We start from the raw sequence: 12,886 nt of genomic DNA on the forward strand, positions 1-12,886 counted from the left end.
AAAACCGATTATGACAAACGCTATTTCACTCTTTTGTTGCACCATTAATGAAAAACATGCGCTAGTTGGCATTTCCAACTCACTTTGCGTGTATTATCCGAATGTTAAACACACTGGAGATACAATAAATAACACTTATAAAACAATTTGTTATTTATCGCACTCTGTGAGAAAGAGCAACTAAGGCAAAACTATCGTCATTTCGCTCCCATGTGAGGTTTTATTGATGTCGATGCGGGTATTTATCTGCTCTTTCATTTCCGACACGTGCGAGATCACCCCTATCATGCGGCCAGAGGATTGCAAATCCATCAGGGTCCGAATGGCCAGTTCTAAAGAATCTTGATCTAAACTGCCAAAGCCTTCATCGATAAATAAAGTATCGAGTTTAATACCACCTGCATAGGCTTGCACTACATCTGATAGGCCTAACGCCATAGATAATGCTGCCATAAAACTTTCACCACCGCTTAAGGTAGCCACAGGACGCACTTTGGAGGTATAAGCATCTTCTACTTCTAATTCGAGCCCAGAAGCTTTGTTGCCCTTGGCCCTATCTTCCTTACGTAGTAAACGATAACGCCCTTTGCTCATTAGGTGTAGCCTGTGGCTTGCCTCTAACAACACATCGTCAAGCAGTACGCTTAACACAAAACGTTGCAGACTGATCTTATTACCTGTATTTCCATTAGCGACATCTGCAAGGGTGCCGATAACCGCATATTCATCTTCCAAAACCTTAGCTTTTGCATCGGCAATACTCAGCTGGGTTTGGGTTTGCATCAGTAATACTGTGCGAGTGTGAAGCAACTGCCATGCCTGCTCGGCAGCGTGTAATGCTTGCTGCGCGAACTCAAGCTCAGCAGCCAGCTTAATGCTATCGGGTAGTACTTTATCCTTAAGCTTAAGCGCTAACTGCTCGCACTGTGCCTTGGTCAAAGCACTGCGCTGCTGGTAAGCCTCAATTTCGCTGGCTAATGCACGCTGTTGTTCTTCATCGAGCATGGCCTCAAATAAGGCCTGTTGATCGGCAAAACCTGCTGCGACTAATTGCTGATTGAGTTGCTGCTGTGCACGCGTTTGCTGGGCTAATGCCGCCTCAGCAGCATTTTCAGCACCATTAAGTGCCGCTTTAGCCGCAACAAAAGATTGGCCAGTCTGTTGTTGGAGATCCCTAACACTAGTGATCTGTTGCTTAATTTGGCTGATACTTTGCTGATTTTGCGCGATTGCTGCAGTTAAGGCCTCAAGCGTTACAAGCGCAGATGGAACACTTTGCTGCATGTGCGCTAACTGCCCCTGCAATATATCCACTTTAGATTGCAGTGCACTGTCGTGTGTTTGTCCTTGCTCTAGCTTTTGTTGTAGATGCGTTTCCTGTGCGTGCAACAATGCAATCTCTTGCTGTAACAGCTGTAACTGCTGATGGGCTTGCTCCGCTTGAGTGAGTGAGAAAGCGTATTGCGACAAGGTATGTGTATGTTCGTCTAAAGGAATATCAACCGCAGTGCCCAATTGGACCGCGAGATCTTGTGCTTGCTGTTGCAAGGTTTCTAACTGCGTTTGTAGCCCACGATATTCCGCTCTGGCTTTGCTCAGGATTTCTTGAGCATTCGTTTCAGCCTCAAGTGCTAATTGCAGCGCTTCATCACTTGGGAGTGGCTCTTGGCTTTGTGCTGGCTGTGGATGTGTTTGGCTGCCACAAACAGGGCAAGGTTCATCTTGCTGTAATTGCCGCGCTAAAATAGCGGCCTGTCCTTGATGCCAAGTCAACAATAAGGCTTTATATACAACCTGTGCTTGCTGATGCTGAGCACTGAGTTGTTGCCCTTTGACTTTAGCCTCAACAAGTTTTGCCTGTGTCGACGATACCCTTGCCGCCACTTGTTGCCATTGCTGATAGGTAGACAATAACTGCTGTTGCTGCTGATGCGCTTGTTGCAATGAGAGGCGAGTTTCGCTGTTGGCCTGTAGTTGCGGCAGAGCGGATTCTAATTCACGGCGTTTTTGGACTACGGTGGTTAACTCATTTTTGCTGTTCTGAAGTTGTGTTTTCGCGCTAATGAGCTGCGCTTGCTCTTGTTCAAGGGTTTTATTAAGCCTATCCAATTCCCTAAGCTGCGGCCCTAACGCATTCAGTTGCTGTTTAACCTGTTCCTGTTCGAGTAACGACGCTTCCAACACGGGCAAATCAGCAGCCTTAAGCTCTGCGTTATCGAAGGCTTGTTTAGCATGGATTAATGCTGTTTTCGCATGATCAAGTGCGATACTTGCCGCCTTGGCTTCCTGCTCACGGGCCACAAACACCTCAAGCATGGGTGCCAAGTGCTGCGCCTGTTTAGCCAAATTCAGTTTATAGGTTTGCGCAGCCATGTTTTCTTGCTGTGCATCAAGCGCAGCAACCGTTTGAGTTAAGGCATCAAACTGCGCAAATTCGGCCAATAAATGCTGGGCGGCATCGCTGGTTTTTATCACCCATTGTTGCTGCTGTAATGCCTGTTCTTTCGCACTTTGGGCTGTTTCAAGTTCTGGCGTAAGCTTGGCTAATTCACAGCGAAGCTCGTCATCGGATGCTAAACCCGCACTTTGTAAGATGCCATCACGGCGGCTGCGTTGATCTTTCACTAAGGCGCGGATATCTGCAGCCTTACTTTTTAAGGAATCTTCAATACGTCGGTATATATGCGTTTGAAATAGCTGACTAAATATCAGTTCTCTGGCTTTAGAGTCTGCCATTAACAATTCGCGAAACTTTCCCTGTGGCAACACCATCACTTGGCGAAACTGCTCCACATCGAGGCCAGTTAAAGCTTCAATCTCAGCAGTTGCCTCAGAGACTTTGCTCGCAACAAGCAAACTTTCATTACCCTCGGCGTCTATCTTGTATAACTGTGCTTCGGGCTTCTGCACCGTTGAGCCGTCACCGCTTTTTTTAACCCTGTCTTGTTCTGGCACACGGCGAATACGATAACTGCTATTACCCAACTGAAAACTAAAAGTGACTTCTGTTAGCAGACTATCATCGGCCATATCGCAGCGCATCTGGCTGCCTTCACGCTCATTACCTGTGGTTTTGCCATAGAGAGCAAAGCAAATACCATCGAGCAAGGTCGTCTTACCCGCACCAGTGGGTCCATTAATCAAAAATAACGGATTAGTCCCTAAGGCCGTAAAATCAAGTTCTTGAGTCGATGCAAAGGGGCCAAAGGCTGACATGGAAAGGCTAAGTGGTCTCATGCTTGGCGCTCCTCATTGTGTAGCTTAGTCAGGAGTTCATCCATCACGTCTTGCTGTGCTTGTGTTAATGACTCGCCGGACACTTGAGAGAAAAAGTCACGGAACATGTCCATCTCGCCTTTTTTGATATGATCTCGGCTCAAGGTGACTTGTTGCTGCCCCGCCATCAGACCAGTCCGCTCTAAATGCAGCACATTAGGGTAAACGGCTCTCAATTTACCCATAGCATCTAAAATGGCATGTTTATCAAGGAGTCTGACCATAAGGTAGTCCTCACGCTTGATATCCGTTTTACCTTGGGCGAGTAATGTGGCTAACTCCCCTTCTAAGATACGGACATCGCGTATCGACGTTAATGGCAATAAGCGGATATTTGCTGGCGTTTTTGCACTAAGTTCGACTAAGGTCACCGACTTATGTTGATGTTGTTCGCTAAAGGAATACTTCAAAATCGATCCTGAGTAGCGCACATGCTCTGCACCTTTGTATTGCGGTCCGTGCAAATGCCCAAGGGCGACATAATCAAACTCAGTAAATAGCGTTGGCGATATTTTATCGGCGCCACCAATGCTCAATGGCCGCTCAGATTCTGACTCGCTACCACCATCCAAAAAACAATGGCTTATTACCACTTTCGGCAAACCTTGGCTATCGTGCTGGCGTACTTGTTCAAGCAATAGCGTCATTGCGGCCTCATGGCTTGCCGCCTCACACTCAAAAACTTGGCGCACTGTGGCAGGTTCGGCATAGGGCAAGGGATAAAACACCACATCACCGCTTGAACTCGACAAAGTAATGGGATGAATATCAGCACTCAAAGGGCCAATAATATGTAACCCACTTGCCGCCATTTGTTTTGCTGCAAAACCTAAGCGCTCGTGACCATCGTGGTTACCTGCAATTATAATGACTTGCAGGCCTAAATCATGCACTAAGCGGTTAAGCACATCATCTAACAGCGCAACCGCATTCGCAGGCGGAATCGATCTGTCATAAATATCCCCCGCCACAATCACGGCATCCACCTTGTGTTCATCCGCTAGAGCAATAATTTGCTCGAGCACAAAGGCTTGATCATCCAGTAGTGATTGATTGTGTAATTGACGACCTATGTGCCAGTCCGAGGTGTGGATAAATTTCATAATCGCTCTTTTAAAGAAGTGGTGGCGCTAAACCCGAGCGCACATGCCGCCCGTCGATGCAAATAAGATTGGCAAGATAGACACTGCACTTATATCAATCGGATTAAATATGTACACAATATTTAAAATACACACCAAAACAATAAGAAGCCTAAAAAGTGTATTAAAAATGACAGGTAATACTATTCAAAAAACTTGAAAGAGTACACCTAACTCAAAGTAGGATGAGACGTTTTAAGTCGTCATTTAGCGGATCTTTTGGGTGATATCCACCTCGGCTTAACTTTTGAGCCAAGATGGACGCCACTAAGATACACTCATGCGCAGCTTAAAGAGCGTCTATTGATGAGTGAGTTTTATAAAATGCTTAATATCAAATAGTTTACAAAAATAAATTATATTGGCTCGCCAAAAGTTTAAAACTCATAGCAAGGGACATAGTCACCACCAATGGCTTGATAATCTTTGTACCTTTAGTGACCACGAGACGAGAACCCAAGGTTGCACCAATCGCTTGCCCTGCCAGCATGACTAATCCTAATAACCAAATCACTTTTCCGCCCAAGGCAAAGAAGATCAGCGAAGCAATGTTAGTGGAGAAATTAAGTAGTTTTGCGTGGGCAGTTGCTTTCGCCAAACCAAACCCCGCTAGCGATACAAAGGCCAGCGCAAAAAAGCTCCCAGTACCAGGGCCAAAAAAGCCATCGTACAATCCCACGCCCAATACCGCAGTAAAGGCAAATGCGGTAGGTGTCAGCACTTGATGTTTATCATCTTCAGAAATCTTTTTCGAAAATAAAAAGTAACAACCAATAGCCAAAATCAAAAAAGGTAACATCAACTCCAGCACATCAGTATCGACGAGTTGAACTAGAATCGTACCTAATGCCGCACCGATAAATGCACAAATCAAGGCTAACTTAACGGATTTAAGATCAACTAGCCCTTTACGGACAAAGTACAAACTCGCAAAAAAACTGCCGCCACAGGCCTGCAGCTTATTTGTCCCTAAGGCAACCGCAGGCGGCAAGCCTGCCCACATAAGTGCAGGAATGGTCAGCAAGCCTCCGCCACCGGCGATTGAGTCAATAAAACCAGCCACCATAGCGACGGCAAAAAGTATCGCTGCGATTTGTAGAGTCAGTTCAAATTCCATGATGATTTATTATTCTTCTGATAAAAAAGAGAGTGATTGCCGAACATTAGACTGCGTTTGCCAAATAAACGCAAAGGAGTTATTGTCGGCACAGCGTGAGATAAACTCACACAAAATCCCGAGTCCTGTTCTGATTTTCCAGCAGTAGGAAATAAAATGTTTGCCGAACTACCGCCCCTCAATTCTCTCCGTGCCTTCGAAGCCGCAGCACGTTTACAGAGCATGACATTAGCCAGTAAGGAGTTGCATGTCACCCATGGCGCAGTCAGCAAACAAATCAGAGTATTGGAGGATTATTTAGGTTTTGCGCTCTTTGTACGCTTACACAAAAAAGTCGGTTTAACCGATGAAGCCAAACGCTATTTACCCCATGTTCAAGCCGCTCTGCAAACACTATCTAGTGCTACCAGTGACTTGCGCCGTCAGCCCACTAAACCGCAAACCTTAGCTATTAATGTGCTGCCAAGCTTAACCATCAATTGGCTCATTCCAAGAATGGAGCAGTTTAAATCCCGCCATCCACACTTGTATGTCGACTTATCCATTGGCGACTTTGCCGTGGATTTTAGCCAAGGTCGTTATGATATTGCGATCCGTAGTAGCACAGTTATCCCTAAGGGCGCGAATTATATCAAGCTGATGGATGAGGATTTATGCTTAGTTTGCGCGCCTTCGTTAGCGCCTAAGCTGCAAAATATCGAGGACATTAATCACGTCACGTTACTGAAACACACCACAAGACCCGAACTTTGGGAGTATTGGGCGGAAAAGGTGGGTTTAACACTCACCCAAGCACAAACCTTTGGTGTCGAGCATTTTTATATGTTGAGTCAAGCGGCTGCGAGTGGCATGGGCGCAGCACTTATTCCGCGATTCTTCATCGAAGAACAACTGGCAAACGGCAGCTTAGTCATCCCCTTCGACGCCCCCTTCACCAGTCCCTATCGATATTATTTACTCACCCCAAAATCCCCAAGCCTGCCGTTAAAAGCTCAAGCTTTTATCGACTGGTTATTAGAGATTTTTGCGCCCTATCGTCATTAATCTGCATTAAACGTATCTCAGTTCAAACGAGGCACAGTAACGCTATAAATGCCAAACGAGGCTATTGAGATCACTAACTGAGCGCAGAAAAACACCAATAAAAAACCACCCAAAAGGTGGTTTATTAGATTCAAGGCTTAAAGCGCATCAGAATTAGTGATTGCAATGCTCACCGTGAACATGGTCATGGTCATCATCGTCCATAAACTCATCGTCACCGTCTTGATGTTGCATTACGCCCCAACCGTCGGTCATGCCGCCGAATTCGGCAGCAAAATCATTTAGCATGACTTCTTGTTCAACCAATGTATCGTACTCAGGCACCATATTGAGACAAACAATGATTTCCCACTTACCAAGCTCATCATTCAGATTCAGCTCAAGCTCGCCTTCCAAGTCAGAATTTGTTAATTCTTCTAACGCAGTTTCAGCATCGCGTTGGTCATCAAAAACCAAAAAGAAATCAACATCTAACTCTTTAGTTAAATCGATTCCCGCTTCAGCCATTGCGGCCAGCATTTTACCATTGTCATCATCTGGAAATTGCATTTCTTGCTCCACTGTTTCAGGCTTATTCTGCCGCAATGATTTGAACTGATTCACCATTAAAGCTGACGATGTCGCCCGCGATAATTTTTTTACGTTTACGAGTTTCAACTTCACCATTCACAGTGACTTGACCTTCGTCGATAAAATGTTTGGCTTCACCACCCGCATTGCTCATGCCTTGCACTTTTAATACTTTGTACAATTCAATGAAATCTTCGCCAGAATGCAAAGCCAATTGATTAATTTGCGCCACTTAATACACGCCTTCTAAAAATAAACCTGCGGCATTATACCAGCACAGTACAAAATTCGCTGAAGATAATTTGGCTAGAGACGTCTTTCATCGGCGAGTAGGCCAAAGGCTGATTCATCGAGCCAGTTTTCACCTATTTTGAATTGCTGCCTGAGTAAACCTTCAAGCCGAAAGCCACACTTTTCGAGTACTCGTGCCGATGCGTGATTATCTTTAGCACAATGCCCAACAAATTTATGTACATTAAAACTTAAACAGGCCCAATCAATGACCGCCATTAAACTCTCAGTCGCATAACCTTTACCGTGCCCCTCGGCCACCAGTAAATAACCCACTTCGGCACGCTGTTCCTCGAAACTTTGACAATAGAGGCCCGTTAAACCGATAAACTGCCCAGTATCAACGGTCTCAATCACTAAGGTCAGCCAATCGCCAGAACCGTAGAACCAAGTATCGGAACGCTGCTGAAACTTACTGCGGATCACCTCTTGCGACTCTGGAACGCGTACAAAACGATTAATCTCAGGATCGTTATGCAGTGCATAAAAATGTTCCCAATCACTATCTTGTAAGCTCCTGAGTTTCAATCTATCAGTGTAGAGTTCCAGCATAGTGACTCCGTGATGAGCATATAAAACAAAACGGCAGCAAACGCTGCCGTATCAAACAAGCTGTATTAGATAAGCGGCAAAACTTACGCGCGGCTGGTCACTTCAAGTAAATGAAAGCCAAATTGCGTTTTCACGGGGCCTTGTACTTCGTTTAATGGTGCACTAAAAACAACTTCATCAAACTCTCTGACCATCATGCCAGGACCAAATGACCCCAATTCGCCGCCTTGGGCACCTGATGGGCAAGAAGAGTGCGCGCGAGCAATTTGAGCAAAATCTGCGCCTTCCATTATTTGCTGTTTCAGCGCTTGACACTGCTCTTCACTGCTGACTAACAAATGTCTTGCTGTTGCCTGGACCATAGTAAAACTCCTGTAAGGATCATGAGACATTTGCCCCAAATATCATTGAGTTCCCACTAAAACATTCGTTTTAACAGGTTTTGAATCAACAGTATAAAAACTTTCTGTTGAATAAAAAAGTCTTAAAATGCCGTCACTGACAACAAAGTCAAGTAACGGCACCTTACACGGCTAAGCTTGTTTCGACGCAATCCAACGATCGATCTTGTTTTCCATGACCGCCATGGGTAATGAACCTGAGGTGAGGATTTGATCGTGGAATGCTTTTAAATCAAATTTATCACCCAAGGCTTTTTCTGCGCGGGCACGCAGTGCCAAAATCTTCAACTGACCGACCTTGTAAGACAAAGCTTGACCAGGGATCGCCATATAGCGCTCCACTTCAGCGACTATGTCACTCTCAGCCATAGGCGAGTTGTCTTTCATGTACTGAATCGCCTGTTCACGACTCCAACCTTTAGAATGAAGGCCAGTATCAACCACTAAGCGCATTGCACGCAGCATTTCATCGGAAAGCTTACCAAAATACTGGTAAGGGTCGGTAAATAGCCCCATCTCAATACCTAAGTATTCAGCATAAAGTGCCCAACCTTCCTCGAAAGCGGTATAACCGCTAAAACGCTGGAACTCAGGCACACCAGTCAGCTCTTGTTTGATCGCGATTTGAAAGTGATGCCCAGGAGCGGCTTCGTGCAAAGATAAGGTCGTCATCCCCCACTTAGGCTGTGCTTTGAGGTTATAAGTGTTGATATAAAACACCCCTGGACGGCTACCATCCACCGCAGGCGCTTCATAAGAGGCACCCGCTGCTGATTGTTCTCTAAAACTTTCAACCGGCTTAACCACGTAATCAGCCTTTGGCATCACATTAAAGTAGTTAGGCAATACATGATTGATTTTATCTTTTAATACCATATAGCCATCAATCAAGCCTTGGCGATCGCTATAGAAATACTGCGGATCTGAAGATAAAGATGCAAAAAACGCCTTCAAATCACCCTTAAAACCAACCTGCTCACGCACCTTATCCATCTCAGATAAAATTCGCGCCACTTCACCTAAACCAATTTGATGAATTTCATCTACAGACATAGTGGTGGTCGTATGAGAGTTCGCCAGATGCTGATACCAAGCTTTACCGTTAGGCAAACCTGACCAACCATCAGTCGCCCGCGATTTAGGTAAATAGGTTTGCTTAAAGTAATCGCGTAAGTTCGTTAACGCTGGCACGATACGCTCGGCTATCATGGCTTGATAACGGGTGGTCAATTCCGCTTTATCTTGCTCTGAAAAACTTTCGGGAAAATGCTGGATTGGCGAGTAAAAAATGCTCTGAGTCGCATCCGTCGTTAACATAGCATCTAACTGAGGAATAATGCGCTCTACCAACACTCGAGGTAGTACCACTTTACTTTCAATGCCTTGATTCATACGATTTTCAGCAAGTGCGACCCACTTGATGAAACCATCGACTCTCTGTTCCCAATTACGGTAATCTTGGACAGTCTTAAAAGGTTGTGCACTTTCGCCACTTCCCAGCTGCACCATAGTAATGACAGTGCTATAGAACTGGCTTATCGGCATAAAGCGTGAAGGGAAAGTTTCGTCTACTAACGCCATATCACGGTCATAGACGAACAGGTCATAACTCAACTGTAGATCCGCAGGCAGTTGCTTTGGATCTATCGCACGCACCTGAGCTAAATAGTGAGTGTTAAGATCATGACGAGCCTTAAGGTAATCCTCAGTTAAATCTCCGCCGAAATCGGCGTTATAGTCATTAACGCCGACAAAAGTGGCGTAGATGGGCTCAAGCTTTAGGTAATCTTTAAAATAAGCATCCACAAGCGCTAAGTAACGCTGCTCTGCCGTTTGAGTTTCGCCCTGCACAGCTGTCGTATTAGCCGAGCTATTTTCTTGAACTGCAGTGGCTTCAGGCTTAGAACAACCTTGAAGGGTGAGGATTAACGCTATCGAACCTGCCAATAAACCCAATTTCATTTTAATATTTCTCCTTTTTGGCCCGCTATTGCAGAACTGTTTCTATACTTAGTGCAAGGTCTGCTATCGGAGTTAATCTATGATCTACTCGTTCCGCAACTCAGGTTTCAGGGATCCTGAAACTGGAGTCTATAACCAAACCTATTTCATGGAAGTATTCAACCGAGAATGGCATCGTCACATGAGAGACCACCAAAGCTTGGCACTATTGTATCTGTGCCCTCACATTCATGAAACCGTCAAACAACCCCATTTACTCGAATTCTTTACCAAACAAGTGCAAGAAGCGCTATTAAGAGCAACTGATATGATTGCTAGACTAGATCACAATCACTTTGCGTTGGGTTTGTTCAATATAGATGAGGTGGGGACGGAAGTAGTGTTAAAGCGAATAGAACAACAAATATCTGACTTTAATCAAGATTTTGGTAAACATCATAAACTGACAATCGACTATAAACTGGCTGCCTGTATTTGCCTACCTACACAGGAAAGTAAAATAGAGTCACTCTTCAGTAATGTCAGCCAACTTTCACAACAACTTGAAAAAAATCATGATCAATCCCAAGTCTTAATCCGCTTACAGTAAATAGGCTTATTGATACCAAAGAAAAAGCCCCTTGCGGGGCTTTCGATTCAAACACTAAACTGCGAAGTAATTACAGCGTGATATTATGCATACGTGCTTTCTCTTTAATATAAGAGATATAGCTATTTGCACTCTTCTGTGTCTTCTTATCATTAGCAGCTAACACTGCACGGTTATAAGCCGACTTATACTGTTTCAAACTTAAATGAGCCAAAGCTAATTCGAAGTTTGCTTCACCAGGATGATCAATACCCATTGATATGGCTTTTTCAAGCACAGGAATCGCAGCTGTATATTGTTCATTCAAGTTTAATAAGCGACCTTGTTTCAAGTAAGTCTTGCCATCATTGGTGATGGCTGCAGCTTTACCATAATACTCAGCAGCTTGCTTAAACTCTTTCGCATTTTGATAGAAACCCGCCAAAATCTCTAAAGACTTAGCGTCCTCAGCGATCATGCCTGATTTCATATGTTTCTGATAAATTTTAGCGGCTTGATAAGGAGCACCTTTTTGTGCCATTAACTGCGCTAAACGCGTAATGTTGCCCGCGCTATCTAAGAAACCATTTCTATAAGCCAAATCGTAAGTTGCAAGAGACTTGTCATAGTCTTCAACCATCAAATAAAACTGTGCTAATTGAACCCACAATCTGCCATCATCCGGGAATAAAGGCACCATGACTTCTAACACGCCAACAGCTTTCTTATACTTCTTCTGATTGAAGTAAGCTGTCAGTTTCATTTGATACAGACCTTTGTCAGGAGATTCAGCTAATGAAAGACCTTTGTCGGCCACTTCAATCACTTTATCCCACTGTTTAAGTTCTGAATGCGCAATACCAATACGGCGATACATTTGAGAATCAGATTTACAAGTAAATTCCATCCACTTGTAATAATAAGGAATCGCTTCCTTAAACTTTTTCTCTTGTAATAGCAAATCAGCATAAAGACGCATAGTTGCTGCATGATCTGTACCACCTAAAATATCAGCTTCAACAGCTTGCTTTAGGTACTTGATCGCGGTATCCATTTTGCCTTTCTCGGCATAAAAGTTACCCAACATACGTGCAACATAGGCTTTATCGAAGTCGTTCTTGGCATTTGCCTCTAGCAAAATAGCAATAGCTTCATCGACCTGACCATTGGTATAAGCTTCAAATGACTTCTGAACTTTCTTCGCCGCACCTTCGCCCACGGCTTTAGATTGACGTTTGTCGATAGCACACTTTTCTTCTGCGACTGCAGATGAAAGAGTTAATGAACCTCCACAAACAGAAAGCAATAATAGAACTGCGATTTTATTAACATTACGCATTATTGGTTGCCTCCTTTATCTAAGGTGAAGTCTAGTTGTACTGTCATACCAGGTTGTTTCAATGGCTTGCCATCAACAATCTTAGGCTTGTACTTCCACTTCTTCAGTGCACGAATAGCTTCTTTATCAAATAAGCGTTTTGGTTCTGCTTGAATAACTTCAACGTCGTCGATACCACCGAGTTCGTTAATGGTAAAACGAAGTTGTACCCAACCTTCTTTACCATCACGCGCCGCAGCAATTGGATACTGAGGTTCGATACGAACGATAGGTGTAGCATCACCATCGCGAGTCATCATATTGCCTAATTTAAAACCGGTACTTGGACCACCAGCTTCTACACCCCCCATATTGAACGACATTGCTGTGTCAATATTGCTCGAAGATTCTGGCGGCGTTGCCTCAGGCTTCTGTGGCTGTTCTGGCGGTGGCGGCGGCTTAGGCACTACCCTTGGCTTATTCTGTGCTTTTGAATCCTGTCTATCCATAGTGATTTCAATTACAGGGGTCTCGGCCGATGTTTCGCCGCGCTGTGCGCCGCCACCGACCAAGAACGCCATAAAAGCGAACAGACCAAAAGTCACAGCAGCACCAATAATGATCGATACTAGTGCTCTTAGCATA

Annotated in this window: 12 protein-coding genes; 2 read left to right on the plus strand and 10 right to left on the minus strand. The window is 44.5% G+C overall.

Going from position 1 to position 12,886, the window contains the following annotated elements; all coding sequences use genetic code 11:
- Positions 1 to 180 precede the first annotated feature (180 nt).
- The 3 genes from KO533_RS03320 to KO533_RS03330 form a co-directional block, all read right to left on the minus strand.
- The gene (locus KO533_RS03320; protein WP_219252854.1) at positions 181 to 3,237 is read right to left on the minus strand and encodes an SMC family ATPase; all 3,057 of its coding nucleotides are present in this window, start codon (positions 3,235 to 3,237) and stop codon (positions 181 to 183) included.
- The gene (locus KO533_RS03325) at positions 3,234 to 4,379 is read right to left on the minus strand and encodes an exonuclease SbcCD subunit D (protein ID WP_219252856.1); all 1,146 of its coding nucleotides are present in this window, start codon (positions 4,377 to 4,379) and stop codon (positions 3,234 to 3,236) included. The genes KO533_RS03320 and KO533_RS03325 overlap by 4 nt, the downstream gene beginning before the upstream one ends.
- A 382-nt stretch (positions 4,380 to 4,761) precedes the next feature.
- Positions 4,762 to 5,535 (minus strand): TSUP family transporter, encoded by a 774-nt coding sequence (locus tag KO533_RS03330; RefSeq protein WP_219252858.1) that lies wholly within the window; start codon positions 5,533 to 5,535, stop codon positions 4,762 to 4,764.
- A 156-nt stretch (positions 5,536 to 5,691) separates the two neighbouring features.
- Here KO533_RS03330 and KO533_RS03335 point away from each other — a divergent pair, with 156 nt between their 5' ends.
- Entirely contained in the window at positions 5,692 to 6,579 is an 888-nt protein-coding gene (locus KO533_RS03335; protein WP_168823676.1) for a LysR family transcriptional regulator, read from the plus strand.
- A gap of 153 nt (positions 6,580 to 6,732) precedes the next feature.
- Here KO533_RS03335 and KO533_RS03340 read toward each other — a convergent pair whose 3' ends face one another.
- The 5 genes from KO533_RS03340 to KO533_RS03360 all read right to left on the minus strand — a co-directional run bounded on the left by KO533_RS03340 (position 6,733) and on the right by KO533_RS03360 (position 10,355).
- Entirely contained in the window at positions 6,733 to 7,128 is a 396-nt protein-coding gene (locus KO533_RS03340; protein ID WP_105252914.1) for a ribonuclease E inhibitor RraB, read from the minus strand.
- A 22-nt stretch (positions 7,129 to 7,150) separates the two neighbouring features.
- The gene (locus tag KO533_RS03345) at positions 7,151 to 7,381 is read right to left on the minus strand and encodes an RNA-binding S4 domain-containing protein (protein ID WP_028760431.1); all 231 of its coding nucleotides are present in this window, start codon (positions 7,379 to 7,381) and stop codon (positions 7,151 to 7,153) included.
- A 74-nt stretch (positions 7,382 to 7,455) separates the two neighbouring features.
- Positions 7,456 to 7,992: a GNAT family N-acetyltransferase gene (locus tag KO533_RS03350; RefSeq protein ID WP_219252860.1), complete on the minus strand. Its 537-nt coding sequence runs from the start codon at positions 7,990 to 7,992 to the stop codon at positions 7,456 to 7,458.
- 83 nt (positions 7,993 to 8,075) lie between these two features.
- Positions 8,076 to 8,354 (minus strand): peptidylprolyl isomerase, encoded by a 279-nt coding sequence (locus KO533_RS03355; RefSeq protein ID WP_028760433.1) that lies wholly within the window; start codon positions 8,352 to 8,354, stop codon positions 8,076 to 8,078.
- Positions 8,355 to 8,525: 171 nt separating this feature from the next.
- On the minus strand, positions 8,526 to 10,355 hold the full coding sequence (locus KO533_RS03360; protein WP_219252862.1) for a DUF885 domain-containing protein: 1,830 nt from the start codon (positions 10,353 to 10,355) through the stop codon (positions 8,526 to 8,528).
- Between the two features lie 79 nt (positions 10,356 to 10,434).
- On the opposite strand from KO533_RS03360, the gene KO533_RS03365 reads away from it, so the two are divergent.
- A complete protein-coding gene (locus KO533_RS03365) occupies positions 10,435 to 10,944 on the plus strand; it encodes a diguanylate cyclase (RefSeq protein WP_219252163.1) in 510 nt (169 codons plus the stop codon).
- Positions 10,945 to 11,014: 70 nt separating this feature from the next.
- Here the strand turns inward: KO533_RS03365 and KO533_RS03370 are convergent, their stop codons facing one another.
- Together KO533_RS03370 and KO533_RS03375 are read right to left on the minus strand one after the other, a co-directional pair.
- Positions 11,015 to 12,262 carry a tetratricopeptide repeat protein gene (locus KO533_RS03370; RefSeq protein ID WP_219252164.1) on the minus strand — a complete coding sequence of 416 codons (1,248 nt, stop codon included), beginning with the start codon at positions 12,260 to 12,262 and terminating at the stop codon, positions 11,015 to 11,017.
- Positions 12,262 to 12,885 carry an energy transducer TonB gene (locus KO533_RS03375; RefSeq protein WP_131524316.1) on the minus strand — a complete coding sequence of 208 codons (624 nt, stop codon included), beginning with the start codon at positions 12,883 to 12,885 and terminating at the stop codon, positions 12,262 to 12,264. Before KO533_RS03375 ends, KO533_RS03370 begins: the two co-directional genes overlap by 1 nt.
- Position 12,886: the final 1 nt, after the last annotated feature.

Origin of the sequence: Shewanella sp. NKUCC05_KAH, assembly GCF_019345585.1 — a bacterium.
Lineage (GTDB): Bacteria > Pseudomonadota > Gammaproteobacteria > Enterobacterales > Shewanellaceae > Shewanella > Shewanella oncorhynchi.

Excerpts from the sequence above, each read along its gene's own strand:
- KO533_RS03330 (WP_219252858.1), bottom strand. The coding sequence starts at position 5,535 with ATGGAATTTGAACTGACTCTACAAATCGCAGCGATACTTTTTGCCGTC.
- KO533_RS03360 (WP_219252862.1), bottom strand. The coding sequence starts at position 10,355 with ATGAAATTGGGTTTATTGGCAGGTTCGATAGCGTTAATCCTCACCCTT.
- KO533_RS03325 (WP_219252856.1), bottom strand. The coding sequence starts at position 4,379 with ATGAAATTTATCCACACCTCGGACTGGCACATAGGTCGTCAATTACAC.
- KO533_RS03335 (WP_168823676.1), top strand. The coding sequence starts at position 5,692 with ATGTTTGCCGAACTACCGCCCCTCAATTCTCTCCGTGCCTTCGAAGCC.
- KO533_RS03355 (WP_028760433.1), bottom strand. The coding sequence starts at position 8,354 with ATGGTCCAGGCAACAGCAAGACATTTGTTAGTCAGCAGTGAAGAGCAG.
- KO533_RS03320 (WP_219252854.1), bottom strand. The coding sequence starts at position 3,237 with ATGAGACCACTTAGCCTTTCCATGTCAGCCTTTGGCCCCTTTGCATCG.
- KO533_RS03340 (WP_105252914.1), bottom strand. The coding sequence starts at position 7,128 with ATGCAATTTCCAGATGATGACAATGGTAAAATGCTGGCCGCAATGGCT.
- KO533_RS03350 (WP_219252860.1), bottom strand. The coding sequence starts at position 7,992 with ATGCTGGAACTCTACACTGATAGATTGAAACTCAGGAGCTTACAAGAT.
- KO533_RS03365 (WP_219252163.1), top strand. The coding sequence starts at position 10,435 with ATGATCTACTCGTTCCGCAACTCAGGTTTCAGGGATCCTGAAACTGGA.
- KO533_RS03375 (WP_131524316.1), bottom strand. The coding sequence starts at position 12,885 with ATGCTAAGAGCACTAGTATCGATCATTATTGGTGCTGCTGTGACTTTT.
- KO533_RS03370 (WP_219252164.1), bottom strand. The coding sequence starts at position 12,262 with ATGCGTAATGTTAATAAAATCGCAGTTCTATTATTGCTTTCTGTTTGT.